Here is a 26,188-nt window from a genome sequence, read left to right as displayed (position 1 = left end):
ATGGCCGCGTGAGTCGATAACGCATGCTCAGCTCATTTTTGGGGCTGAAGAGGGCTCATGCGTGCTGGTCATACCGGCGCAGCATTTGGCCCTCTTTTTTACAACACCAGTACGTGCATTCCTTTTAATTACAATGGAAATAACAATATGTCTGTCATTAAGACAATGACCAGAAGCTTAACCGGTTCCCGTTTTGCAGGGGCCGCTCGGCCCGCGGACGGGATCTTTCACTGTGAAAGCTTACCTGCATCGCTCTCTGCTGCAGGCCTTAGCAAACGTGCTGCGGGTATTTTGCTGACGTTTGTACCGCCAGAGGCAGATTTTCAGAAGGTCAGTCAGGCATGGCAACGTTTAACATCGGCGGATCTGACCGTCATTACGCTCTCCTCGAACGGGGCGCTCAGCGCCAGCGGCAAGCAGACAACTTACTGCAAGGGAGACGGACAAGAGGGCAGCTGGCTCTGGCTGCCTCGCAACCTGATAGCGGAGCATGAAACGCACATTGTCGATCTGCATCTTCACGACACGCACACGGCGACCGATCGCATCAGCGCCATTCAGCATGAATTGGCCGCACTGAAGCTGCGCATGCCGCTTTCTGCCGATCGCACCTTCGCTATGATTTACTGCGACGGACTGTCCGCATCAGAAGGCTTTCTGATGCAGGCCTGGTATAACACAGGGCGCTTTCCGTGCCTGGCGATTGGTGGCTCCGCAGGAGGACGTGCAACCTTTGACGGCACATGGATGGGTGTCGGCGGTCGTGTGCTGCAGGGCAAGGCCGTTATCGTGTTCTGCAAAATGGCAGCGGGTAAATCCTTCGCACCCTTCAAAAGCCAGAATTTCGAACCGCTGAATAAAAGCTGGCTGATTGCAGAGGCCGATCCGGTAAAGCGTACGTTGACGTCGGTGTTCAACGCGCAGGGACAGCAGCAGCCATTCACCCAGGCGCTGGCCGAACATCTTGGCTGCAACGAACAGCAGCTCAGCGAGCGGCTTAAAGGTCTGACATTTGCCGTCAAGGTAGGCGAAGCCTTCTTTATTCGTTCCGTGGCGAAAATGGACAGCCAGAGCGTACAGTTTTTCTGCGACCTGGAATTTGGCGATCGGCTTTACTTAATGCGCGAAACCGATTTTAAACAGGCCACGCAGCGTGACTGGCAGGCCTTTACCCAACGCCACGGCAAACCGGCAGCGATTCTGATGAACGATTGCATACTGCGTCGCGTAGGGAATGCCGATAAGCTGCACGATGCGCATTTCTTTAAAGGGATCCCGGCCGCCGGCTTCTCCAGTTTTGGTGAGATTCTCGGCGTGCCGATCAACCAGACGCTCTCTGCGCTGGTGTTCTTTAATCACAGCGTCAATGCGATGGCGCAATTCCCGGTGGAATATGCCAGCTATGCGGCTCACTACGCTCAGCGCGCCCTGCGTCGCTGGGAGGCGCTGAACAGGGTGCAGTCTGACGTGCTGGCGCGCGTGGTGAATTATCAACAGGAGTTAGCGCCTATCGTCCAGGCACTGCCGGTGCTTGAGGCGGCAACCCAGAGCCAGAGTGAGGCGTTGACGATGGCCGAGAGCAGCATCCGCGCTATCAGCGATATCGCCAAAGAGAGCCAGCAGGCACAGGGCCGCTTAGGCGACGGGTTGGACGATCTGGAGTCGATCTCCAATGGTATCAACGTCATTACGCATGGCATCAGCAATATCGCGTTCCAGACCAATATTCTGGCGCTTAATGCGGCTGTTGAAGCCGCCCGTGCGGGTGAGGCGGGCAGGGGGTTTGCGGTTGTCGCCGGAGAAGTGCGTCGTCTGGCGCAATCCTCCAAAGAGCAGGCGGAAGCCACGGCAAGCAATATCAACGATGCGGTCAGCACGATTTCCCGCATTCGCAATGTGGCGACAAACACCGTGCAAACTGCCACGGACATGGCAGAGCGCAGTATCCACGCAGCCGATGCCATAGCGGCGATGAGCGACCGCACCCGCCATGAGCGGGCAGGTATGGCGAAACAGCTGGATAGCCTGCGCACCTTAACGGCGGGAATGGATGCCATGCAGGAAGCGGTGGCCGAGCTGAAAGTGCTGCAAACCCTTTCGGCTTCTCGTTAACGCACGCCTCAGCCGTTATCACCACGCTGCACCAGCGGCTGCGATTCAATAGCTTGATGAAAATGGCTCAGGGCTGAGCCGTTTTCAGGCTATTTCACCGTTGTGTTGCAGCTAAAAGCCCGGTCTGCAAAGCAGAGGCGATGCAGACCTGCCGCTTACTGAGGACGGTAACGTCAGTATCGGGCCCGACTACTGTTCAGACGCAAAGAGGGGGCGGTTGCGACGACCGGCCCGGGCATCACGGGCTGATCGCTCAGCATAGACAAAAATGCCTGAGACCAGCGATGACTGCTGTGCAAATGCAATCCCTTCATCAGACGCGCGTGAAGATGACGCCGTTCCCTGACCGGCATCAGCAGTGCGCTATGAATGGCATCGGCCATCGCATCGGGATCGTAAGGATTGACGATTATCGCGCCGTCCATCTGCTCTGCTGCGCCTGCAAACTGTGACAGGATCAGCACGCCAGGGTTATCGGGATCCTGAAGTGCAACATACATCTTCGCCATCAGGCTCATGCCCGCCATCAGTGGGGTCACCAGCGCAACACGGGAAGCGCGATAGATTCCCGCCTGCTCTTCCCGACTGTAAGCATGCGTCAGACAGTTCACCGGATACCAGTTCATCATGCCGTGCACGCCGTTAAACTCGCCGCACAGGGTTTCTAAGGTGTGACTGATTTCCGGCGCGCGATGCGCATACCCGGCAGAGGGCGGAGCCAGCTGCAACAGGGTAATATTTTTTTGGTAAACAGCATGTTTGCGCAGCAGCACTTCCACGGCGCTGATTCGGTAAGGCAGCCCGGCACTGTCATCAAGATGGCCGCCACTCAGTACGGTATTTTCTGGCAAGTTTTCGCGGCACTGCATTTCCATGAAGGCACAGCTATTGCTGTCGCGCAGGCAGCGGGCATCGTCAAGGTCAATCCCCACAGGAAAGACGCCGAGGCGGACAATACGGCCTTGTACCCGAAAGCTGTCGCCAGCCAAACGCTCTGTACGGAATTCACTTTCCAGCCAGACAATAAAGTTGTTCATGTCCTGTACCGTTTGAAAACCGATCACGTCACAGCACAGCAGGGATTCGGTGAGCCAGCGCCAGTCGGGAATGGCCTCAAACATCTTGCCCGATGGGAAAGGCTGATGCAGAAAAAAGCCCACTGGATTGGTCAAACCGGCTTCGCGAAGATAGCGGGCGCAACCCAGCAGATGATAATCCTGTATCCAGATTCTGTCCTCGGGCAGGGTGTGCTCACAAATAGCACGCGCATAAGCCTCATTAATATTTTTATATTCCCGATAGCCGTCAGCGGAAAAACGGGCCAGATCCGGGCGCTGGTGGAAAACAGGCCAGAGTCCTTTATGTACGTAATTGTGATAACCCTCATTCGCCTCGCCGGGTGTCAGGGGAAAGGTCAGGGTTTCATAGTGATCTTTCTGCTGAGATGACAGAGGTCTTGCCGTATCTGATGGCAGAACTGCGGTCTGGCCATCCCAGCTCACCCAGAGCCCACCTTGATGGGCGAGAATGCCTTCATAAATCGCAGTAAGCGTGGAACGTTGAGAATGATTATGTGATACCAGGATAAGACCTGACATGGTGTTTTCCTTGTGAGACAGAGGTTCGTCAGTCGCATTGCTTAACGACCAACAGCTGGATAATTGAGGCCGAATGAGAAACTGAAGCAGGCTGCTCATCGTTATAGTCGCTTAATGTCTACGTGTGATATCGGAGCCTGCTGGGTAGTCAACGCCGTGATACAGAGGCGGCGCCACGTAAATACCCGGCAGTGAGGGATGACAGATTAAGCCGTTGTGTTGAAGAAACTCTGGTGCGGATTCACTCAGGGCGATAATACGATGGCAGCCGCAGGCACCTGGATGCGACAGACAGCAGCGCAATAGCCAGGATCCCAGACCGATAAACCGATATTCTGGCGAAATAAACAGATCCTGGATTACCCAGGTTTCGGCCATATCGGTTATGACGCGTGCAAAGCCGATTTGTCGTGCATTACGGTAGACGCCAAAACAGAGACTGCTGTTCAACGCCAGCGTCAGAAGGCGCGCATCGGGGATTGTCGCCCCCAGCCATTGAGCAATCAGCCGGGGGTTAAGCCTGTTCGGATCGGTGTTGACCTCAATCGCGTCTCTGAACCATTTACGGGGTGACATCAGCCGAAGACGTTGCTGCTCAGCCAGCTCGATTAAAGCGGCATCGCCACTGACAGGCAGAGAAAAGGGCGCATTAACGCATTTCATCAACGACTTCCTTATGCATGGGCCATGAGTACCCGGTGCCGTTGATTAAAACGCCCGGCGTGTAAAAGTGGCGTAAAAAAGAAATGGCGAGGTGTAAAAAGGATGCAAAGGAAAAGCGGTGATATGGGCTGGCTGTACCCATTATCAGGTGTTAAGGGATCGGTCTTAAACATAGCGACTGTGTCTGAAAGCTGACTGTGTGCCTGAAATGTCTCGTGAGCCTTCTTAGCAAATATTCATCCCTGCAGAATGGAGACTTATATGCGTTAAATGACGTCACTGATAAACGGCTAAGACAGTATTTGGGTAAATTCAGGTACAGGCTCCCACGTTTTACCAACGATTATTGACGAATGTTCATTGGGTTGGGAAATGAAGTGGCACAGGAAGCGTAACTGATTACGCTGAACTATTCAGAAAGGGGGATTTCTATGATTGCCTACCAAGAACATTAATGAAAAGTATTTTTATTTATATTTTTGTAATTCCTTAAACGTAATCTCAATAAAAATGGATTGTTTCTTTTTATATCAGCATTCTCCCTCTATATTAGCCGCGTTTTAAGTACACAGTATCTCGTTTGGCGAGGCTCCTATACAAACACAGGTTACTGATCTGACGACATCGAGAGATGCCCAAGGTTAAGACAGGCTTTATCGGATTAAGGTTCAGCCCAAGGTAACTTCTGATTAATGAATCAGATACGTTGTATAGTGCTAAAACCTGGACGCGGAGATAGCCTACGTTCACTCCCTCTTTGGTTACGCCCCTGTACGATTCGCTGATGACGTTTTAGCCGATATAGGGACACTTCAATGCAAAAAATACAGCATCTTTCTACCGGTTCGCGCCTCAATGCTGACGGCGTAAATGACGCCTCCGTTGCGCAGTATATGAACCCGAATTTTATTACGCTCCCCTACACACTGACGGTAAAAGAAGCAAAGCTTTATTTTCTGTCGCAGTTAAAAACAAATGAGATCCCCTCGTTAGTCTTTATTACCGCGCGTGATTACCATTTACGCGGCACGCTTGCGGTTAAAACATTATTGCAGTGTCATGATGAAGATAAACCGGTTGGTGTCATGATGCGTCATGCTTTCACGAAAGTGACGCCGGATGACAGTCGCGGTGATATTGCCCATATTTTAATGGAGGAGAATATTGATATTCTGCCCGTCGTCGCCAACCATACGCTGGTTGGTGTACTGGGTGAACGTGAGATTGCACGCCTGATTGCGGATGAGAACACCGCAGATGCACAGCGTCAGGGCGCCAGTCTGCCGCTGGACAAACCTTATCTTGAAACCAGTCCTTGGGCGCTCTGGCGAAAAAGAGCCGTCTGGTTGCTGATGCTCTTTGTGGCTGAGGCCTATACAGGCAATGTCCTGAAAGCCTTTGAAGATCAGCTGGAGGCGGCAATTGCGCTCGCCTTTTTTATTCCTCTGTTGATTGGCACCGGCGGCAATAGCGGTACACAGATCACCTCTACCCTAGTGCGGGCCATGGCGTTAGGGGAGGTTAGTCTGGCAAGGCTTGGTGCAGTGCTACGCAAAGAAATCTCCACGTCCCTGCTGATCGCGGCCACTATAGGCCTTGCGGCATGGATACGGGCATGGATGATGGGCGTTGGCGCAGAGGTCACGCTGGTTGTCAGTCTTTCGCTGGTGGCCATTACTGTGTGGAGCGCGATTGTGTCGTCAATCATACCGATGTTACTGAAAAAGTTAGGGGTTGATCCGGCGGTGGTTTCTGCGCCCTTTATTGCCACTTTTATTGACGGCACAGGGCTCATCATTTATTTCAAAATCGCGCAGTATGTGATGGGAATTTGATTCGGCCTCTGCCTCTGCCTCATCAAACGCTCCAGGCGCCATCAGGTTACTCGGGTGGCGCGAAAATGCAGGTAATCATTACTGGCTTGTTACCCTATCTGTCTGACAGACATTAACCCTCAGGATTACAACGTTGAAAAAACACCTACAGTATGATTTTCACCACTTAGGGATTCCAGTCAGTGATGGCCTGCAAGACGGCAGTTACAGTCAAAGTGCCGGCATGTACACCGCCGACAACCCAGGCCAGTTCCGGGTGCAGTGGCAACGGTTTGAAGTCGATTCACCTTTGCATCATCTGATCCGTACTGTGCCACATGTGGCATTTAAGGTGGCCGATCTCCTGGAGGCCATTCGCGATGAGGAGGTTATACTTGGGCCCTATGAGCCGATCGACGGCTTTTTTGTTGCGATGATTAACGATGCTGGCGTGCCGATTGAACTCATCCAGACTGAACTGACGGATGATGAAGTGTGGCGGAAGGCGAGGTCGGGCGAGGGACGTCTTTACCAGGCTGAGTAATGCCAGATGGTTGTTGCGAATGCGAAGAAACAGTCGTATTCGTTAAGCGTAGTAGTGTAAGCACACCCGTTTTAGTTCCACGCACTTTTTGAGGTTTCCGGTTTTTCGGCCATCAGCCGGTACTCCTCCGGTGTCAGGTTATTCAGGGATTCATGAGGCCGCTCGCTGTTGTATTCCATCAGCCAGCGACTTGTGATTTCCCGAGCTTCATTCAGCGTTCTGAACAGGTAAAAATCCAGGATTTCTGTTCGGTACGTCCGGTTAAACCGTTCGATAAAGGCGTTCTGCGTTGGTTTTCCCGGCTAGATAAATTCGAGCTGTACGTCATGTTCTTCGGCCCATTGTGCCAGCGCCAGTGAGACCAGTTCTGGTCCGTTGTCCATCCGCATTTTCAGCGGGTAGCCGCGCTTTGCCACGATCCTGTCCAGCACCCGGATGACTCGCTGAGCCGGGATATTCAGGTCGATTTCTGTCGCCAGTGCTTCACGATTAAAATCATCCACAACATTGAAGGTCCGGAAGCGCCTGCCGCAGACCAGCGCATCGTGCATAAAATCGACGGACCAGCTATGGTTCAGCGCTTGCGGCGTCGCCAGTGGTGCTGGATTACGCACAGCCAGCCGCTGTTTTCCTTCGCGACGAAAATTCAGTTTGAGCAGGCAATAAACCCGGTGAACGCGTTTATGGTTCCGGGTATTGCCCTGCCTGCGCAGCAGCTGGAACAGCTTCTTAAAACCGTAGCGCGGATAGCGTTCTGCCAGTTCAGTCAGCGCGTGGATCACTGGTTCATCACGCCGGGTATCGGGCTGATAAAAATACACCGTCCTGCTCAGCGATCACGTCCTGCAAGCCTGGCGTAAACTCATGGCAAATTGCGTCCTCAGATAGCTGACGAGTTCACGCTTTATCACTGGTTTTAAAGCTTTTTTTCAATAACGTCTTTCAGTACACGGCACTCGAGACTCAGGTCCGCAAACATCTGTTTCAGCCGGCGGTTTTCATCCTCAGGGTCCTTCATCTTTTTGATTTCAGAGGCTTCCATGTCGCCGAACTTCGCTTTCCAGTTGTAATAGCTGGCTTCAGAGATACCGGCTTCGCGGCAGACATCCTTGACGGTGCGTCCGGCTTCGACGGACTTCAGAACGGCGATGATCTGGTGTTCGGTAAATCGAGCTTTGCGCATGGCGATCTCCTCAGGGGACATAATCAGTATGTCGGAAGATCTCTAAAAGTGAATGGCTCGTTTTGCCGGGATACTTACATATGAGTGGGGTGACGGTGGAGGTGGTGAGTTAAACGGCATGTGCTGAACACTTGTTAACTGCTCAGAAGGCATAAGTTAAATTTTAAAATCTTATACAGTTTCACAACTTGCCTTTCGTTTCAATGATATACTAAAGTATCCTTCTTATTTTTAGGTGGCTCCATGTCTCATCTGCTCAATGATCCCAAAGCCCGAAATTGGGTTGATGCTGCCCTTAAAAGACATTCCATTAGTATTTACGGACGATTTGAGCCAGCAGTTATCTGGACTAATGATAAAGATATTAACGGGCAATTAATTGTACCTGTCGATCCTCAAGACTTATCAAAAAGAATTAATCGCGACCCGTTTATAATGTTGCACAACCATGATCCAGGTAATCCTAAAGGCCAAATTTTAGAGTCTGCCGTCTTCGAGACCTTATCTGGCATCGTTTTTGTTGCTGCTGTAGTAGGATTTTATGCTGGCGGAAATGTGTTAAAATTTAGCGATCTAAATTTCAACTTAGAGATCTCGTATCCTTCTCCCAAACACATCCCTGATTTGCCTGATAATGCACAGATAGAATTAGCCTTAGATCCAAGGGAAGTTGACTCAAAATGGATTGAGAGCGTAACAGCAAATGCACCAATAAGAATAAAACATACTGAGTTTTCATATAATGCTGCTGAAATAACTCAGGAGCTAATCAGTATTGGCATTGGATATTTAGCTATTGTCTGGAATCCTTTTGTAACGGCTGTTGCATCAGAGGCTGGTAAGCGAACTTATCAAGCATTACATGATTGGATGAAGAAATTCCTTAGCAGTATGTCTGACAGGAAAAATCCCATAATTAATATTATTTCTTGGCAGGATGGGTGCCAGGTTTCTTTCTTGCTTCGCGGCAAGAATGTCAAGCTTCACTATATGGCTCATGATGCTCTATCAGAGGGAGGTGTACAAGCAGCTGAATTGATACGTAAAATAAAAAAACGAGGTAACCCACCAACTCAACTAACTTATGAATGGGACAATGAAGCCAACAAGTGGTTTCCATCATACGCTTTACTTGCTGATAAAAGCATTATAGTTCATAAATCGATACTGATTGCAATGGAAAGAATGCCTACCAATTTGAGTCTGGGAATAAGCGTTGGAACAGAAAATAATAAGATGATTCTCCCATCAAATGTAAAGAAAAAGGACTGAAAGTGAAAGGTAATGTGCAATTAATTTCGGAATGAAAAGGGGAGCACTCAAAATGTTTTAAATGAATATTTGACTGATTTAAAAAGTATGAATGCTAATTTTAATGACCAGTGCGCAAGAAAAATTAATCAACATAAGATTGCTCCATATGACAAATGTTACTCTTGAATTGCTACGCGGTCGTCTTGAAAAAATAGCTAAGAATAAGCGATATTATGAGTATCAAGCAACTAAGCACAATCGACTTGCTTTGCATGAAACATGGCGTCATTCTTATTTATCACATCCATATTTGGTAGGCGCTCCAGATGACAGAGTCGATGAGCGGTTTAAAAACATCTTCATGAATGTGTCAGAAATAAGCGTTGAAGGTAAATTAACACCTGTCTCAATGCAAGAAACTGATGAGTTTATGCAAACCTTTACTCATATGCTCGAAGAGTATGGAGTGAGGGCCAATGGGATGGCTTCTGCGGACGTTATTCAAGCTGCGCGTCAGCCACTTATTAAATACTTTGAGCATGGTAAGCCTTTTGGCCTGACTCTGTTCGATGGGTATACGCCGCCAGATAGACCCTATCTTGTTAAATATGGTAAGCGGGAGTTCCTTGAGCCAATGTTTCAAAACGGTACTATTCGTTTAGCTAACGCAGATTATTACAACAAAGAAGGATTTCTTAATTCCATCAGGGATGATGAAACAAGCCGAATATTTTTCATCCCTACCTATAAGGAGCGACTTGCTGGTAAAAACTATATTAATTTACAAGGAAATAAGCTCGAATTTTTCGATGATGACATAGTATTACCTTTAACTTTTGATGACTATTATCTTTTTAGCCTTTGCGAGAAAATACATTATCGGATGCCCACTGACTTTGAAGCCGATTCAGCAATTGTTATCCATTCCCCCGAGATTTTTAAACAAAAGTTTATTTCAACATTTTTGGCTCTATTCGGAGATTGGATCCCAATGGAGGGAAGGGTGACATATTATGATCCATATCGAGACTATACGAAATTTAAAATCCCAGAAATGGCAAAACATTTTTCTTATGCTTATCAAAAAGAATTTCGGATAGCATTCAGATCTCGAAGCCGTATCTCAACTAATTTGGAGCCACTTTATTTTTCGATAGGAACAATGTCAGATTATGCGGATTTTATTCATCTTTGATAGTAAATACACAATGTAATTGGTCAACTCTTGTTAAGTGAGATGAAGGTGTATATTGATTTTATTAGCAATCTGTTGTGTTTCATCTAATGTCAATTCAGGTACATCACCCCAATCCGTGCCTCCTCCTTTAAGTGTCCCCGCGATGTGAAAATGCATATGTGGGATTGATTGGCTTGCAGGGATTCCATTATTTTGCCATATTGAAATACCCTCACTTTTATATGCTTTAACAATTGCTTTGGCAACCTTCTTTAGTAAGATAGAAATCATCATCATTTCTTTGTCAGTTAAATCTAAAACGGTTTCTCTATGAGCGCAAGGAATTATCAATAAATGCGGCTCTCCTCTTTGCTCTTTTGTTACTAATATGGCAACTAATTCATTTCTATATAAAATCGTGTATGGGCGATCTTTCCTAAGATATGAGCAGAATGAGCATTTCTTCTCTGTTGGTACACATATACTGTTTGATTTCATCTAAGATTTCCTTAAGGAGGATAAAAAAGATTTTAGTTCCATTCGATCTAATTTATCATAATCAGAAGGGCGAACAATGATGCGCAATTCATCACATATTTTTTTATGCCGAGAAGCAAAAATATAAGACATTATTATAAGCCTAATTGAGTCTTGTGCAGGTAGGACATTTGACAATCTTGCCTGTCCTCCTCCTATTACAGGAATGGCAACAGGTTCTCCATTTGCAGAGAGTGAAATACTCTCCCAAAGTTTAGCTAAACTTTTCCATACACTATCAACAGTTCCGTGTGCTTCGTTGTATTCGTTCATATTACAGTAGGCAAGAAGGTACGTTTTTTTTGGAATATGATCCAAGGTTATAACGCTTCCTATCTCGTATTTTTTCTTCCGTCCAATTTTTTCTATGGTAGAAATTGGTACCATATTTATAAGTTTTGAATCAATAAGACGATCAAAATTTTCAATGTCATTGTTAAAATTCTTTTCTAACAACTGCCCTTGCAGGCTATTTCTTGCAATAATATTAGGAGTCTGGGTGTCGAAAGTATCACACATCCCGACCACAATATGAGTATCTTGATTTAGAATATCACCTTTGATTATTTTAATTTTGGTGTTAGGTTTTGAATATTCCTCCTCAATTGGTCTTGGCCATGATTTGTATACCCCATAGATGATAGATAAAACTGATATCGATAAAACAAAATATTGTGACTGGTAATATTCTGAAAAAGCCTTTGGTGTAATCATTGATAGAAACTGCATAGAAGCAGAGGTAAAACCCAAGCATGCAAGCGAATTTATTATAAAATAGCGCCAGAATCGCATGGTTTTTAAGTCATTTATGATATTCACTTATCAAGACCTAAGTTAGTGTATATTTCATCTTTATAAAAGTGAGGTCCCGTTATTGATTTATCTGAATGAAAGAAAGGTGTATATTCATCCAGAGCAAATTTTATAATTGTCGGTTGGAAAGATGTTGATATGGTGTAATAATTGTTATCGATTAATGGTTTTGGTATATTGGCATAGTCAATACTTCTGCTGCCATTTTTATTGGCAATTAAAATTGGTAGATTAAAATCCATAATAACCGATATTTCATGTGCTAAAAATGAATATCCGTCACCACCTTTAGATTTTGCCGTTGGTGTTCCTATCAAAACTGCTTGTTTAGCGTTTTTCAATCTTTCCCTGAGGTTTCTTTTTATTGTTTCTCTTTGACTGGAATCTCTGGAGATAAATAAATCGTGAGCATCATAGAAGTTAAAATCAATTTCTTTATTATCACGCCATGCTTCCATGAGACGATACATATGTATCGTCTTCACTTGCAAAGGCAACATAAGTTTTATTTTTATAGCTCATTATTCCCTCTCTATTTAAATAGTTTTTCTAAATGAATTTAAGTTCGATTTTTAAATGTCAGTGGCGTTATACCAGCGTTAGGTAAGTATCGTATTAATTAGCATATTTCATCTATAAATCAAAGGAATATTTTCAATTATGGTTTTATTGTATCACACATTTGCGTTACACAATCTTAGTAAGGACCACTCCTCGTATGAAACGTTTGCACTACCATGTGCTGAGCTAGACTAGCCCCATAGATCGCCAGACACTTTGCCTCTCTTAAAATATGAGGTAGTCTTAGACCTATGTTTAACACCAGTCAGAATAATAAGATGGTTGAAGTATTATCAGGACCTGAGCGACGCAGGCGTCGTACACCGCAATGAATCGCCACGAGTTTAACTGACACCTCAGAGTCATTTAAGATGACTTAAAGAGAGGTGCACATGAGCGGTAAGCGTTATCCTGAAGAGTTTAAAATTGAAGCAGTCAAACAGGTTGTTGATCGTGATTATTTTGTTTCCTGCGTTGCAACACGTCTTGATATCACCACCCACAGCCTTTACGCCTGGATAAAGAAGTACGGTCCGGATTCTTCCATTCATAAAGAACAGTCTGATGCTCAGGCCGGGATTCGCCGTCTCCAGAAAGAGCTGAAGCGAGTTACCGACGAACGGGACATATTAAAAAAAGCCGCGGGTACTTCGCAAAGCTGTCCGACTGAGGTACGCCTTTATCCGTGACAACACCCGTTGCTGGCCTGTTCGCCTGCTCTGTCGGGTGCTGGATGTTCATCCCAGTGGTTTTTACGTCTGGCTTAAGCAGCCGCATTCACACGCCATCAGGCAGACCTGAGACTGACGGGACAGATTAAACAGTTCTGGCTGGGATCGGGATCCGTCTGTGGTTATCGCAGGATCCATCTGGATCTGCGGGACAGCGGACAACAGTGCGGAGTCAACAGAGTCTGGCGACTGATGAAACGTGTCGGGATAAAGGCTCAGGTCGGCTACCGGAGTCCGCGGGCACGTAAAGGCGAGGTCAGTATCGTGTCACCCAACAGGCTCCAGCGACAGTTCAATCCGGATGAGCGTTGGGTAACGGACATAACTTACATCAGGACCCACGAAGGCTGGCTGTTTCCTGCCGTGGTTGTTGATCTGTTCTCACGCAAAATTATCGGCATGGTCCATGCAATCCCGGATGAGAAAGGACATTGTCCTGAAGGCACTGCTGATGGCTGTATGGCGGCGTAATCCACAGAAACAGGTGCTGGTTCATTCGGACCAGGGTAGTCAGTACACAAGCCATGAGTGGCAATCGTACCTGAAATCACACAGCCTGGAGGGCAGCATGAGCCGTCGCGGTAACTGCCACGATAATGCGGTTGCAGAAAGCTTTTTCGAGTTACTGAAACGCGAACGGATAAAGAAAAAGATCTACGGAACGCGGGAAGAAGCCCGAAGTGATATTTTTGATTACATCGAAATGTTTTATAACAGTAAGCGTCGGCATGGTTCGAGCGATCAGATGTCACCGACAGAATATGAAAACCAGTATTATCAACGACTCAGAAGTGTCTAGATTATCCGTGGCGATTCAAATGCAATTTCTTAAGCATCTTTGTATTTCGTGGGCTTAATCGAGATGATAATTAAAATACAATAAAATCAATTAAGTAAGTCAGCGTTCAGTTTCATCAGGCTGCCAGATTGTCGCATGGGAGGATTAAGAAACATTTTGTTGCTTACCTATCTGATAAGGATGTGGTCTGTTTAGCGATTGATGTTTTACTTAAAGGGCTTGGTCGATGAGTGAGTCTTTGCCGGTGGCTTTATGTGAATTTGCGTAGAAGTTTTGGTATACTGTTCTAACGATGTTTTGCAGCCCAAATTCTGCTTTTCAGGAGTGATTATGAGCACCCACAAAAAAACTCAGGCAAGCTACGCTAAGCCATCTCGTGCTGACATTGTTCGCTCAGTAGCAACATCTACGGCTGTTGAAACAGGGCAGCCCTCCGCGAAGATCGAAGCTTCACTTGAAGCCACGCGCAAAAAATTTGCTCATTTGCGTCTTGCGGTTTAATCCCTTCTTAATGCTTCTCTCACCCAGTGTTTCATCGGCTCGTAGTCCATTGATACACCTGCATGGATAGCCGAGATATACTGGGTTTTGTTTTGCTCCCAGCTTTGATAATCCAGCGGTTTGTACCCACCCTGAACGGCCATTACGTCGGCTAGCAGTCGCGACAGGCGTCCGTTTCCCTCTCTGAATGGATGGATAAGTATCAGCTCGACATGGGTGATGGCGATAGCGGTGATGAGTTGTTCTTCGTCCAAGCCGCTACACGGTGTGTATTGAGCCAGATACTTGCTGTCGAATTCGTTCAGCAGTTTTGGCAACTGTGCCGAGGGGGCAAACATAAAGCCGCCTTTGCTGATATTAACCGCTCTTTCTTGTCCAGCCCAATTGTAGATGTTGCCTAACCAGCGGCGATGCCAGCTTTTTAGCATGGCTACGCTGAGCTGTCCTTCCGGGAACTGTTCTTCAAAAACAGACTGGTAAAGTTGTTCTAACAGGACAAGTTCAGCCTCACCCATCTCATCAGAAGTAGCGATCCTCAGCTTGTTAGCCAAAACTTGCTCGCCAGAGTCTTTCTCATACTGACCTTCACTGCTGGATACATGGTATCGGCTCATGGAGATGCCCTGTGTTATTAGAGGGATGGAAAAACAGAGGGATTATAACGCTGGATGAGTATAGTAAACAATACTCGTAAAATCAGATGGTTACGAAAGTGTGGGTTAAAATGTAGTTTTTATTATCTTGTGGAAAATAATCGTTAATAATCAGCATTAACATACCAATGCATCAGCGTTTATGAAACATCAATATTGCTGTGTGTGCTTCCTACCCATCCTTCAAGTTTATCTGCCCAGTCTTGCATCATAACCTTTCGCTCATCAAGATAAGTTGCATGGTTGTATGTGCGACGAACATTGTTAGTATCAGCATGGGCAAGTTGGGCCTCAATAGCATCAGGCCGATAGCCCATCTCGTTTAAACGCGTACTTCCTGAAGTTCTGGTGGCATCCGGGCTATACGTTCCGCTCCAGCTCAGGCTTTTAAGTAGTTGGCGCAGCGAGTGCGAAGTCATTGGACCTAGCGGATTATCCCTGCCCGAAAAAAGATGCTGCCGATGCCCGGTTAATCCTTGTAGTGTTTTGAGCATGTTGACGGCCTGGGAGGGTAGGGGAATAACATGTTCCCTGCGGGCTTTCATGCGCGTTGCCGGAATTGTCCACAGTGCGTTACCAAGATCTAATTCTGCCCATTCTGCCTCTGTGACTTCGGCTGGCCGCGCCAGCGTCCACCACATTAGCCACATGCAATAGTTAACTTGATATGAGCTGCGACTGTTATCAAAACAGCTTAATAGCTTCCCGATTTGCTGTGGATTCAGTGCCTGTTTGTGCTGTATCTTATTCTCCGGAAGCGCCTTGCGTACAGACCATACAGGATCGCTTTCAGCTCTAAGCGTTGCTACTGCCAACTCGAAAACCGATGAAATGGTACGTCGGGCTTCAGCAGCAACAGTCGGAGCGCCGCGTTTAGCAGTTTCTTAAAAAATTATAAGGATGTGATGTGGAGTGATCTCACTGACTGGGAGCTTACCGATTGCAGGGAAAACCGCACGTTCAAGCATATCCAGTCGTCGTATTTTGGTAATTTCGGCCCAGTCTTTCATCTGCAACCACTCTTTGGCGATCAGCTCAAAGGTGTCAGAAGCGTCATTGACCTTGCGGATCTTATCTCACTAACGAGCCTGTATCGGGCTAACGCCAACCGAGACTTGCTTACGCGCTTCCTCGCATTTCTCGCGAGCTTCGGCGAGCTTTATCGCCGGATACTCACTCAACGCAAACATGTTTAATTTACCGTTTAGTTTAAACCGATAGCGTCATGCCTTTTTGCCGTTGGTTTTCACTTCGAGGTAGAGATCGTTGAAATCATTAAGTCGATAGAGTTTTTCTTTCGGCACTGGCAGTGCGGCATTGCGTATCAGTGAGCATAACAGGGCCTTGTTTATTTATTACACCGTTTCTGTACTCACTTAAAATGAAGATGGAAGAATGTTGTACTCATCCATGTACTCATTTTTGACAGCGCTTCTACGAAATTATTTGAGACGTTATAAAATGAAAAATCCACGCAAGTGCGTGGATTTAATTGGTTTTTGTGAGTGTCGTGAGATTCATTAAAACCTCATAAGACACCACATTTTATTTAGACGTTAAACAAGAAATTCATCACATCGCCATCTTTAACAATGTACTCTTTGCCTTCTGAACGCATCTTGCCTGCTTCTTTCGCGCCTTGCTCGCCCTTATAGGCAATAAAGTCTTCAAACGCGATAGTTTGCGCGCGGATAAAGCCTTTCTCGAAGTCGGTATGGATTTTACCGGCTGCCTGTGGCGCGGTGGCACCGACAGGGATAGTCCATGCACGAACTTCTTTCACGCCAGCGGTGAAATAGGTTTGCAGGTTCAGCAGGGAGTAACCGGCGCGGATCACGCGGTTCAGGCCGGGCTCTTCAATGCCCAACTCGGCCATAAACTCATCACGATCTTCATCTTCCAGCTCGGCGATGTCGGACTCAACGGCGGCGCAGACGGGCACCACAACAGAACCTTCTTTGGCCGCGATTTCGCGCACTTTATCCAGGTAGGGGTTGTTCTCAAAACCGTCTTCGTTGACGTTGGCGATGTACATGGTGGGCTTCAGCGTCAGGAAACTCAGGTAACGCAGGGCGGCCTTGTCTTCTTCCGTCAGATCCAGCGCGCGCAGCATGCCCGCATTTTCTAAATGCGGCAGGCATTTTTCCAGTGCGGCCTGTTCTGCTTTAGCGTCTTTATCGCCACCTTTGGCTTTCTTCTGTACGCGCTGCAGAGCACGTTCGCAGGTGTCCAGATCCGCCAGCGCCAGCTCGGTGTTGATGGTTTCAATATCATCAGCCGGATCGACTTTGTTATTCACGTGAATGATATTGTCGTTCTCGAAGCAGCGCACAACGTGACCAATCGCTTCGGTCTCACGGATGTTGGTCAGGAACTGGTTGCCCAGGCCTTCACCTTTGGAGGCGCCTTTCACCAGGCCGGCGATATCAACGAATTCCATGGTGGTGGGCACTACGCGCTGCGGCTTAACGATCTCAGACAGCTGATCCAGACGCAGGTCTGGCATAGGGACGACGCCAGTGTTGGGTTCAATCGTGCAGAAGGGGAAGTTAGCCGCTTCAATACCCGCTTTAGTCAGCGCGTTAAAAAGAGTGGATTTACCGACATTTGGCAGGCCCACGATACCGCATTTGAATCCCATGGTTTAGTACCCTTTATAGCTGTATGGGCAGAGCCATTAGCAGGCTCCGCCGGAAACGTAAGATAATTTTCGCGCATTATACACAGATTCGCGACAATCTGGGCGATTAGACAGGCTTAAAGGCATGCAGGCGGTTCATCGCCTTGATGCGGTCTTCCTTTAGCCACAGTTCGGTGCAGCGCGCCGCCTCATCAATGGCATCATCAATCAGTTTTTGCTCGCTGGCTGGGGGCTTGCCCAAAACAAAGCCGGTGACCTTATTGCGATCGCCGGGATGGCCGATGCCAATCCGCAGGCGGTGAAAGTTATTGTTGTTGCCGAGCTTGCTGATAATGTCTTTCAGGCCGTTATGCCCGCCATGTCCGCCGCCTTGTTTAAATTTGGCGATGCCAGGGGGAAGGTCCAGTTCATCATGGGCCACCAGGATCTCTTCCGGCGCGATGCGATAGAAGGTCGCCATGGCTGCCACGGCTTTGCCGCTGAGGTTCATAAACGTGGTCGGCACCAGCAAGCGCACGTCTTCACCGGCTAAAGCCAGTCGTGCCGTATAGCCATAAAATTTGGCTTCTTCTTTCAACGACTGATTGTGACGCTCAGCCAGCAAGTCCAGATACCAGGCACCCGCATTGTGGCGCGTGGCGGCATATTCCGCGCCGGGATTCGCCAGGCCCACAATCAGTTTTATGCTGCTCACAAGGAATATCCTGCTGTAATAACTCAAGGGCGATAGTTTACTGTGCCGCGACGCGGATCACAAAGACCGCGCAGGGGAAATTATTAGTGTCAGTGATTAATTATTTTTCATCTAAATCAATAAACTGGAATAACGTATTGGTCACAAATCATCTGGCCTTTATGTGAGTTAGTGCACAAATTAGCCTGAAGGCATTGCCTACACTACTATCAGTTTAACATTGTGTGCGCTCATCCGACCGCGCATAAAGGAGGTGAAAGATGAAACGTCATCACTCACGCATGGCAGGTAATGCCTTGATGGGAATTGGACTCGTGACCATGCTTCTCGGCATCGGTTTTTCGATTATCAACCAGCTGCCTTCGCTTGATTTACCACAGATGCTGGCTCAGGGCGCGATGTTCGGCATTTTCTTTGGCGCACTGTTATGGCTGGTAGGCGCCTGTATTAGCGGTCGTGAAAAAGTAGAAGATCGCTATTACTGGGTGCGCCATTATGGCGATAAACGCTGTCGCCGCACCCATCATTCGTCACATTAGATTTTCTGACATAACCAGGTAAGGTTCTGTCCGATTTCTGCCCTTGGCTTTGGCGCGATAGAGTGCTTTATCCGCCAGAGCCATCAGTTGACCAAAATCTATTTCGCCGTTATCTGCAGTCGCAAAACCGATACTGACTGAATAGGCGATCTGGCCGGGACGCGAATGCTGAACGGTCTGGCGTACCTGTTCGCACCACACTCGGGCTTGCTCAAAGCGGAGCGGCAGCAGTGCTGCAAACTCCTCACCGCCCAGTCTTGCAAAGCGGCCATCCTGTGGCAGCGTTCCCGAGACCCTGTTACAAAAATCAATTAACACCCGATCCCCTTGCTGGTGCCCGTAGCGGTCATTGATCCCTTTAAAATGATCAAGGTCGAATAACACCACCGTCAGCGCTTTGTTTTGCTTCAGGCAAAACCGGATCATAGCGTCCGCCCCGGAAAACAGTGCACGACGATTCCAGATATTGGTTAGCGGGTCATGAAGCGAGGCGTCCTTAAGTGCATTACGGGTGCGTTCATTCACCATAGCTAATATGGTGACGGTGAAGCCAATCACGAAAAGCATGGATTCCAGAATCACGTAGATCGAAAAGTCAGAACCGCTGATCGCCCCCTGTATGCCAACAGGACGGGTGTTATCCAGAAATAACCGGGCGACGTGAAAAAGCAGGTGAGTCCAGAGCAATAATTGTGCGGGCCAAAAGGTGGTATTCATATCACGGCGTGCCAGCCAGAGCAGATAAATGAGTGCGGCGGTATAGGCGATGCAAAGCAGGCAGAGCACCAAAACACGCAGTGATAAGCTGTAATAAAAGGTCGGAAACAGGCAGAGCAGAGACCACAGTGCCGCCCCTGCTAAGCCGGTCATGCCTGGGGATTTACCACAGAATGTGCGAAAAGCGCTAAATAACCCCCCGTAGGCCAGCATCACTAATACGTTGCTTACGGCCACCGGCAAGAACTGATCGCCCTTGCTGCGCAAGCTGCTGAGAAAAAAGGCAACAAGCGTGAGCACGATGGCGACACAGACATAGCCCAGAATGCGGTCATAGTGAGATCCGACCCAGGCAAAGATCATAATCAGGCTCATAAACCCCAGTACGTAGAGTTCGCAAATAAATAACGTAAAGACGTCGAGGTTCATAGTGGGCGGCGATCGCAATAAAAAGTGCGGGCAAATTACCACTCAACTCAAAAAGGCAAAAGGCCAGATAACATAATTTCAGCGAAAGAGTTTTTCGTAGTGATCGTGACAATAACTGAGGTCACTCATAATGAAAATTTCTGAAAACCAAGCAGCTTTGTCGGAGGGAATAAACAGGAGACAAAAGAAAAGGCCGGGCATAATGCCCGGCCTGCGAAGATTAATGTTCGAACATTGCCGAAATGGACTCTTCGTTACTGATGCGGCGAATCGCTTCGGCCAGCATACCTGACAGCGTCAGGGTACGGACGTTTGGCAGCGACTTCATCTCTTCTGATAACGGAATGGTGTCACAGACGATAACCTGATCGATAACAGATTTACGCAGGTTTTCCACCGCATTGCCAGAGAAGATAGGGTGCGTAGCGTAAGCGAACACGCGCTTGGCACCGCGCTCTTTTAACGCTTCTGCGGCTTTGCACAGTGTGCCGCCGGTGTCGATCATGTCGTCGACCAGCACACAGTCACGGCCCGCAACGTCACCAATGATATGCATGACCTGAGAAACGTTCGCACGCGGGCGACGTTTATCGATGATTGCCATATCGGTGTCGTTCAGCAGTTTGGCAATGGCACGAGCGCGCACTACGCCGCCAATGTCCGGAGACACAACAATCGGGTTTTCCAGACCGATTTGTAACATATCTTCCAGCAGAATCGGGCTGCCGAATACGTTATCAACCGGGACGTCAAAGAAGCCCTGGATCTGCTCGGCGTGCAGGTCAACCGTCAGAACACGGTCAACACCGACGCTGGAAAGGAAGTCAGCCACTACTTTAGCCGTAATAGGCACGCGGGCGGAGCGCACGCGGCGGTCCTGGCGGGCATAACCAAAGTAGGGGATAACAGCGGTAATACGACCAGCTGAAGCACGACGCAGCGCGTCGACCATCACGACCAGTTCCATCAAATTATCATTGGTGGGAGCACAGGTGGACTGGATGATGAAAATATCACCACCGCGTACATTTTCATTAATCTGTACGCTTACTTCGCCATCACTGAAACGGCCAACGGCGGCGTCTCCCAGGCTGGTGTAAAGGCGGTTGGCAATACGTTGTGCTAGTTCCGGGGTGGCGTTACCAGCAAAAAGCTTCATATCAGGCACGAGAAGAACCTCAGGCTTTGCGTCCAGAGAATGAACGTCATGACAGTAACCGGCGAATACTGTCGTGAACGTTCACACGGGTATGTGAGTGCGAAACGTGCTGTGTCTGGAACAGGGTGACACAGTCACGCTATCGCTAATCGCCTTGCAGAGTACGCTGTAACGGCGAGACGTTAAGGCCTCGAGCTACAAAACCGCGCACCCATGGTGGGGCAAGTTCCAGCACCTGGCGAGCAGCATGCTCGGTGTCAAATTCAGCAAACACACAAGCACCTGTCCCCGTCAGGCGCGACGGCGCGTATTCTAGCAGCCATGAAACAAGCTCATCAACCTCACGAAAACGTTTTCTTACTACTGATTCGCAATCGTTGACGAACGGAGCCTGTAAAAGTGCTGATAAACTGCGCACGGGCGTGTCACGGGTAAGCGCCGGATCGTTGAAGACCACCGGCGTGGCCACGCTGACGCCTGGATGGGCAACAAGATACCATTTTTCTGCAGGCGATGCTGGAGAAAGCACCTCACCGACGCCTTCGGCAAAGGCGGCATAGCCTTTAACAAAAACCGGGACGTCGGCGCCCAGTTTCACGCCCAGCTCCGCCAGCGCCTCAGGGGAAAAGCCGGTCTGCCACAGGTGGTTTAGCGCAACCAGCACGGTGGCGGCATTCGACGAGCCGCCGCCCAGCCCGCCGCCCATGGGCAAACGCTTTTCAATGGCAATGCGCGCACCAGCCCTGGCAGGCAGGCTGCCGTTTTCACGCGCCGCCGACTTGAGGCTCTCTGCCGCCCGGACAATCAGGTTTTGCGCATCCGGCACGCCAGGCACCGGCGTTAACAGCCTGATCTCATCGCTCGTGTCGGGCGTGATTGTCAGGCTGTCGCCATAATCAAGAAACTGAAACAGGGTTTGCAGATTATGGTAACCATCAGGCCGACGACCGGTGATGTACAAAAACAGATTCAGTTTTGCCGGAGCAGGCCAGGTGGTCATCATTTCAGCGTCCAGTTATCCATACGTAATTTAATACGCTGATCGCCTTCTTTTAACTCCAGGCTGGCCGGAAGCGGTGGATTGACCTTGTTGTCATAGTCAGCAATGGTCACCTGCCAGGTCTGGCCGTCATGCTTGTAGGTCAGGCTGCTTAGCTGGTACTGATCGTTGAGCTGGTAATCGGTCGCATCGCCCGGCAGGCCCATCATCCACTGGCGCAGGTTGGTCAGCGGGATATCCATGCCGGTCAGCTGCGAGATCATCTTCTGCGCATCGTTGCTGACATAACGTTTGCCTTTGTTGTCCACAATCTGCACCACTGAACCCTGAGCATCCAGCTGAAGCTCGGTGCTGCCTAACGGGTTGGTTAACAGCAGGCGATAGCGGTCGGCCGCGGTCTGCTGCCAGTTAAAGCGGGCATAGACTTTTTGTTTATCCGACAGATAGGCGAACGCGCCGCGCGTCTGATACTGGGTAACGTGGCTGACGGCTTGCTGATGCTGTTGCCACTGTGGCGCGGTGACGCTTGGGCCAGGACCTTGTGGTTTATTGATGCTACAGGCAGCCAGCAGAACACTGGCAAGGGGTAAAAGGCGCAACAGGTTGCGTGTAGAAGTCAGCATCAAGTGGTCATCTCCTCGGACACATTTTTAATTGATAACAGGTAACGCTAACCATCCGCGTTTTAACCGTCAATGCTCTTATACGGCAAAAACGCTATGATCGGCTTAATCTTATTACAGTCATAGCCTTTGTATGGCTTTTCTTGATCTGCTGCATCTTGTAGAATGCGCTTCACAAAACCCTGACATTTATTGGGATAACCCAACCTAAAACGCTATGACGCTGCTCGCACTCGGAATCAATCACAAAACTGCACCCATTGCTCTGCGCGAACGCGTTGCGTTCGGGCCGGAGTCGCTGGAGCAGGCCTTAAACAGCCTGTTATCCCAGCCTATGGTGCAGAGCGGCGTCGTGCTCTCTACCTGTAACCGAACCGAGCTGTACCTCAGTGTAGAGCAACAGGTCGATCTTCAGGAACGTCTGGTGCGCTGGCTGTGTGAATACCATCAGCTTGATGAAGCGGACGTGCGCAACAGCCTCTACTGGCATCAGGATAACGAGGCGGTTAGCCACCTGATGCGCGTGGCCAGCGGGCTGGACTCGTTGGTGTTGGGTGAACCCCAGATTCTGGGGCAGGTCAAAAAAGCCTTTGCCGACTCTCAGCGTGGTCATGCGCTGAGCAGCGAGCTGGAACGCATGTTCCAGAAAACCTTCTCGGTGGCCAAACGCGTTCGTACCGAAACCGATATTGGCGCCAATGCTGTTTCCGTGGCCTTTGCCGCCTGTACGCTGGCTCGTCAAATCTTTGAGTCGCTGTCCACGGTGAACGTGCTGCTGGTGGGCGCGGGAGAAACCATCGAACTGGTGGCCCGTCATCTCAGCGAACATCAGGTGAAAAAGCTGATCATTGCGAACCGTACCCGTGAACGTGCGGAACTGCTGGCTAACGAAGTCGGTGCGGAAGTGATTAGCCTGGCCGATATTGATTCCCGTCTGGCCGATGCCGACATCGTGATTACCTCCACCTCCAGCCCGCTGCCGATCATCGGTAAAGGCATGATGGAGCGCGCGTTAAAAGCGCGTCGTAATCAGCCGATGCTGCTGGTGGATATTGCGGTCCCCCGCGATGTGGAGCCGGAAGTGGGCAAATTAGCCAACGCCTATCTTTACAGCGTTGACGATCTGCAGGCCATCATTGAGCAAAACCTTGCCCAGCGCAAAGCCGCTGCGGTGCAGGCCGAAAGCATTGTGGTGCAGGAATGCAGCGATTTTATGGCCTGGCTGCGTTCGCAAGGCGCGGTCAACTCCATTCGTGAGTACCGCTCGCAGGCAGACGATATTCGCGCTGAGCTGGAAGGCCGTGCGCTCCAGGCGCTGCAGCAGGGGGCAGATCCGCAGAAAGTCATGCAGGAACTGGCCCATAAGCTGACCAACCGTTTGATTCATGCTCCAACCAAATCTCTTCAGCAGGCCGCCCGCGACGGCGATAGCGAACGCCTGCAGATTTTACGCGACAGCCTGGGTCTCGATTAGGCACACTGCTGTCGTCATCTGTTACGGGAATCCCACAGTTAAATGAAAACCTCTATTGTTGCTAAACTGGAAGCGCTGCAGGAGCGCCACGAAGAAGTGGAAGCGATGCTGGGCGATGCCGGCGTGATTGCCGATCAGGACCGCTTTCGTGCTTTGTCGCGTGAATATGCTCAGTTGACCGATGTCACGCGCTGCTTCCGCGACTGGCAGCAGAACCAGGACGATATCGAAACCGCAAAAATGTTGCTCGACGATCCTGAGATGCGCGATATGGCGCAGGAAGAGCTTCTGGAAGCACGGGAAAAAAGTGAGTCCCTGGAGCAACAGCTGCAGCTGTTACTGCTGCCGAAAGATCCAGACGATGAGCGCGACTGCTTTGTGGAAGTGCGGGCCGGCACCGGCGGCGACGAAGCGGCAATTTTTGCTGGCGATCTGTTCCGGATGTACAGCCGTTACGCCGAGTCACGTCGCTGGCGCGTTGAAATCGTCAGCGCCAACGAGGGCGAACATGGCGGCTACAAAGAAGTGATCGCCCGCGTGATGGGTGAAGGCGCCTACGGCCGCTTTAAATTCGAATCAGGCGGCCATCGCGTTCAGCGTGTGCCAGAAACCGAATCCCAGGGACGCATCCACACTTCCGCCTGTACGGTGGCGGTGATGCCGGAACTGCCGGAGGCCGAGCTGCCGGAGATCAACCCGTCTGATTTGAAAATTGATACGTTCCGCTCCTCAGGGGCCGGTGGTCAGCACGTTAACACCACCGACTCTGCGATTCGTATTACCCACCTGCCAACCGGTATTGTGGTGGAGTGCCAGGACGAACGTTCTCAGCACAAAAACAAAGCCAAAGCCCTGTCCGTACTGGGCGCGCGTATCCATGCGGCCGAAATGGCAAAACGCCACGAAGCTGAGGCCAGTACGCGCCGCAACCTGCTGGGCAGCGGCGACCGTTCTGACCGTATTCGGACCTATAACTTCCCGCAGGGCCGCGTCACCGACCATCGTATCAACCTGACGATCTACCGTCTGGATGAAACCATGGAAGGCAAGCTGGACAGTCTGATTGAACCTATTGTGCAGGAATATCAGGCTGACCAACTGGCCGCGCTGGCCGGTCAGGATTGATGGATATCCGTCACTGGCTTAAACAGGCGGTCGCCACCTTGTGTGGGGGCGACAGTCCGAAACGAGACGCAGAGATTTTGCTGGGGTTTGTGACCGGCAAATCCCGCAGCTGGCTGGTGGCGTTTGATGAAACTCTCCTGACGGAAGCGCAACTGCAACAGTTAGATGTGCTGCTGGCGCGTCGCGCCCGGGGCGAACCTGTTGCGCATCTGATCGGCGAGCGGGAGTTCTGGTCGCTGCCGCTGCAGGTGAACGACGCGACGCTGATCCCCCGTCCTGACACCGAAATACTGGTGGAGCAGGCGCTGGCGCATCTGCCTGAGTCACCCGCACGCGTCCTGGATATGGGCACCGGAAGCGGGGCGATAGCCCTGGCGATTGCCAGCGAACGTCCGGATTGCGACGTCATCGGTGTCGATCGCATTCCTGCCGCGGTCGCGCTAGCTAAGCGCAACGCCGCGCATCTGGCCATACCTAACGCCACCTTCATACAAAGCCACTGGTTTGCGCAGATTACGCCAGCCAGATTCGACCTGATTGTTAGTAATCCGCCCTATATCGACGCAAACGATCGCCACCTTAACGAGGGCGATGTGCGTTTTGAGCCACGCAGTGCGCTGGTGGCGGAAGAGGCGGGCCTGGCGGATTTACGGCTGCTGATCGAGCAGGCGATAAACTGGTTACAGCCAGGCGGCTGGCTGCTGCTGGAGCATGGCTGGCAGCAGGACGAAGCCGTGCGCCACTTGATGCAGCAGCATCATTACCTGTCGGTGGCGACGGCGAATGATTATGGCGGTAACCCCCGGGTCACGTTTGGGCAGGCAGCCCCGCACCCGGCCTGAGCGCG

Annotated in this window: 22 protein-coding genes, 3 pseudogenes and 1 riboswitch; of the genes and pseudogenes, 11 read left to right on the top strand and 14 right to left on the bottom strand. The window is 49.8% G+C overall.

All coding sequences use genetic code 11. From position 1 onward, the window contains the following. Window positions 1-147 precede the first annotated feature (147 nt). Window positions 148-2,112 carry a methyl-accepting chemotaxis protein gene (locus NXS97_RS04345; RefSeq protein WP_033775017.1) on the top strand — a complete coding sequence of 655 codons (1,965 nt, stop codon included), beginning with the start codon at window positions 148-150 and terminating at the stop codon, window positions 2,110-2,112. A 173-nt stretch (window positions 2,113-2,285) separates the two neighbouring features. Here the strand turns inward: NXS97_RS04345 and NXS97_RS04340 are convergent, their stop codons facing one another. Both NXS97_RS04340 and NXS97_RS04335 read right to left on the bottom strand, forming a co-directional pair. Beyond that, window positions 2,286-3,710, bottom strand: coding sequence for a trehalose-6-phosphate synthase (locus NXS97_RS04340; protein ID WP_078828625.1), 1,425 nt, complete (start codon window positions 3,708-3,710; stop codon window positions 2,286-2,288). A gap of 111 nt (window positions 3,711-3,821) precedes the next feature. Continuing rightward, entirely contained in the window at window positions 3,822-4,373 is a 552-nt protein-coding gene (locus NXS97_RS04335; RefSeq protein ID WP_078828626.1) for a GNAT family N-acetyltransferase, read from the bottom strand. Window positions 4,374-4,941: 568 nt separating this feature from the next. Beyond that, window positions 4,942-5,115, top strand: a riboswitch (M-box (ykoK) riboswitch). A gap of 73 nt (window positions 5,116-5,188) precedes the next feature. On the opposite strand from NXS97_RS04335, the gene NXS97_RS04330 reads away from it, so the two are divergent. Next, window positions 5,189-6,208 (top strand): magnesium transporter, encoded by a 1,020-nt coding sequence (locus NXS97_RS04330; protein WP_014606023.1) that lies wholly within the window; start codon window positions 5,189-5,191, stop codon window positions 6,206-6,208. Window positions 6,209-6,341: 133 nt separating this feature from the next. Continuing rightward, window positions 6,342-6,731 (top strand): hypothetical protein, encoded by a 390-nt coding sequence (locus tag NXS97_RS04325; RefSeq protein WP_042677347.1) that lies wholly within the window; start codon window positions 6,342-6,344, stop codon window positions 6,729-6,731. A 71-nt stretch (window positions 6,732-6,802) separates the two neighbouring features. Here NXS97_RS04325 and NXS97_RS04320 read toward each other — a convergent pair. Continuing rightward, window positions 6,803-7,914: pseudogene (locus tag NXS97_RS04320) on the bottom strand (IS3 family transposase). A 243-nt stretch (window positions 7,915-8,157) separates the two neighbouring features. On the opposite strand from NXS97_RS04320, the gene NXS97_RS04315 reads away from it, so the two are divergent. Both NXS97_RS04315 and NXS97_RS04310 read left to right on the top strand, forming a co-directional pair. Next, window positions 8,158-9,186, top strand: coding sequence for a hypothetical protein (locus tag NXS97_RS04315; protein ID WP_116219686.1), 1,029 nt, complete (start codon window positions 8,158-8,160; stop codon window positions 9,184-9,186). Window positions 9,187-9,289: 103 nt separating this feature from the next. Then, window positions 9,290-10,363 (top strand): hypothetical protein, encoded by a 1,074-nt coding sequence (locus NXS97_RS04310; protein ID WP_042677345.1) that lies wholly within the window; start codon window positions 9,290-9,292, stop codon window positions 10,361-10,363. Window positions 10,364-10,396: 33 nt separating this feature from the next. Here the strand turns inward: NXS97_RS04310 and NXS97_RS04305 are convergent, their stop codons facing one another. Genes NXS97_RS04305 through NXS97_RS04295 form a run of 3 tightly spaced genes read right to left on the bottom strand, consistent with a single transcriptional unit; the run spans window position 10,397 to window position 12,153 of the window. After that, the gene (locus tag NXS97_RS04305; protein WP_042677344.1) at window positions 10,397-10,843 is read right to left on the bottom strand and encodes an HIT family protein; all 447 of its coding nucleotides are present in this window, start codon (window positions 10,841-10,843) and stop codon (window positions 10,397-10,399) included. Next, window positions 10,844-11,701, bottom strand: a complete 858-nt coding sequence (locus NXS97_RS04300; RefSeq protein ID WP_147301582.1) for a macro domain-containing protein — start codon at window positions 11,699-11,701, stop codon at window positions 10,844-10,846. Then, the gene (locus NXS97_RS04295) at window positions 11,698-12,153 is read right to left on the bottom strand and encodes a TIR domain-containing protein (RefSeq protein ID WP_234033886.1); all 456 of its coding nucleotides are present in this window, start codon (window positions 12,151-12,153) and stop codon (window positions 11,698-11,700) included. The genes NXS97_RS04300 and NXS97_RS04295 overlap by 4 nt, the downstream gene beginning before the upstream one ends. A gap of 495 nt (window positions 12,154-12,648) precedes the next feature. Here NXS97_RS04295 and NXS97_RS04290 point away from each other — a divergent pair. Both NXS97_RS04290 and NXS97_RS04285 read left to right on the top strand, forming a co-directional pair. Beyond that, a pseudogene (locus tag NXS97_RS04290) lies at window positions 12,649-13,786 on the top strand (IS3 family transposase). 330 nt (window positions 13,787-14,116) lie between these two features. Beyond that, window positions 14,117-14,287, top strand: a complete 171-nt coding sequence (locus tag NXS97_RS04285; RefSeq protein WP_181901415.1) for a hypothetical protein — start codon at window positions 14,117-14,119, stop codon at window positions 14,285-14,287. Here NXS97_RS04285 and NXS97_RS04280 read toward each other — a convergent pair. The 4 genes and pseudogenes from NXS97_RS04280 to pth all read right to left on the bottom strand — a co-directional run bounded on the left by NXS97_RS04280 (window position 14,284) and on the right by pth (window position 18,275). Next, complete coding sequence (locus NXS97_RS04280) at window positions 14,284-14,901, bottom strand: Fic family protein (RefSeq protein ID WP_116219689.1); 618 nt, start codon at window positions 14,899-14,901, stop codon at window positions 14,284-14,286. The two genes, NXS97_RS04285 and NXS97_RS04280, sit on opposite strands and share 4 nt — an antisense overlap. 179 nt (window positions 14,902-15,080) lie before the next feature. Beyond that, a pseudogene (locus tag NXS97_RS04275) lies at window positions 15,081-16,275 on the bottom strand (tyrosine-type recombinase/integrase). 214 nt (window positions 16,276-16,489) lie between these two features. Next, entirely contained in the window at window positions 16,490-17,581 is a 1,092-nt protein-coding gene (gene ychF, locus NXS97_RS04270) for a redox-regulated ATPase YchF (protein ID WP_013025517.1), read from the bottom strand. A 106-nt stretch (window positions 17,582-17,687) separates the two neighbouring features. Continuing rightward, window positions 17,688-18,275, bottom strand: a complete 588-nt coding sequence (gene pth / locus NXS97_RS04265; protein WP_014606001.1) for an aminoacyl-tRNA hydrolase — start codon at window positions 18,273-18,275, stop codon at window positions 17,688-17,690. A 260-nt stretch (window positions 18,276-18,535) separates the two neighbouring features. On the opposite strand from pth, the gene ychH reads away from it, so the two are divergent. Then, window positions 18,536-18,814, top strand: coding sequence for a stress-induced protein YchH (gene ychH / locus NXS97_RS04260; RefSeq protein ID WP_013025519.1), 279 nt, complete (start codon window positions 18,536-18,538; stop codon window positions 18,812-18,814). Here ychH and NXS97_RS04255 read toward each other — a convergent pair. The 4 genes from NXS97_RS04255 to lolB form a co-directional block, all read right to left on the bottom strand. Further along, window positions 18,806-19,960: a GGDEF domain-containing protein gene (locus NXS97_RS04255; RefSeq protein WP_105083107.1), complete on the bottom strand. Its 1,155-nt coding sequence runs from the start codon at window positions 19,958-19,960 to the stop codon at window positions 18,806-18,808. The two genes, ychH and NXS97_RS04255, sit on opposite strands and share 9 nt — an antisense overlap. A gap of 220 nt (window positions 19,961-20,180) precedes the next feature. After that, the gene (gene prs, locus NXS97_RS04250; RefSeq protein ID WP_006118899.1) at window positions 20,181-21,128 is read right to left on the bottom strand and encodes a ribose-phosphate diphosphokinase; all 948 of its coding nucleotides are present in this window, start codon (window positions 21,126-21,128) and stop codon (window positions 20,181-20,183) included. A gap of 136 nt (window positions 21,129-21,264) precedes the next feature. Further along, window positions 21,265-22,122: a 4-(cytidine 5'-diphospho)-2-C-methyl-D-erythritol kinase gene (gene ispE, locus NXS97_RS04245; RefSeq protein WP_013025521.1), complete on the bottom strand. Its 858-nt coding sequence runs from the start codon at window positions 22,120-22,122 to the stop codon at window positions 21,265-21,267. Next, window positions 22,119-22,742, bottom strand: coding sequence for a lipoprotein insertase outer membrane protein LolB (gene lolB / locus NXS97_RS04240; RefSeq protein ID WP_014605999.1), 624 nt, complete (start codon window positions 22,740-22,742; stop codon window positions 22,119-22,121). The genes ispE and lolB overlap by 4 nt, the downstream gene beginning before the upstream one ends. 217 nt (window positions 22,743-22,959) lie before the next feature. Here lolB and hemA point away from each other — a divergent pair, with 217 nt between their 5' ends. The 3 genes from hemA to prmC are packed head-to-tail and all read left to right on the top strand — an operon-like array spanning window position 22,960 to window position 26,183. Further along, window positions 22,960-24,216, top strand: coding sequence for a glutamyl-tRNA reductase (hemA, locus tag NXS97_RS04235; protein WP_014605998.1), 1,257 nt, complete (start codon window positions 22,960-22,962; stop codon window positions 24,214-24,216). 42 nt (window positions 24,217-24,258) lie between these two features. Then, window positions 24,259-25,341: a peptide chain release factor 1 gene (gene prfA / locus NXS97_RS04230; protein WP_013025524.1), complete on the top strand. Its 1,083-nt coding sequence runs from the start codon at window positions 24,259-24,261 to the stop codon at window positions 25,339-25,341. Further along, the gene (gene prmC, locus NXS97_RS04225; RefSeq protein ID WP_116219691.1) at window positions 25,341-26,183 is read left to right on the top strand and encodes a peptide chain release factor N(5)-glutamine methyltransferase; all 843 of its coding nucleotides are present in this window, start codon (window positions 25,341-25,343) and stop codon (window positions 26,181-26,183) included. The genes prfA and prmC overlap by 1 nt, the downstream gene beginning before the upstream one ends. Window positions 26,184-26,188 lie beyond the last annotated feature (5 nt).

Source organism: Pantoea sp. B623 (assembly GCF_024814475.1).
Lineage (GTDB): Bacteria > Pseudomonadota > Gammaproteobacteria > Enterobacterales > Enterobacteriaceae > Pantoea > Pantoea ananatis.
This window is presented reverse-complemented; position numbering and strand designations above follow the sequence as displayed.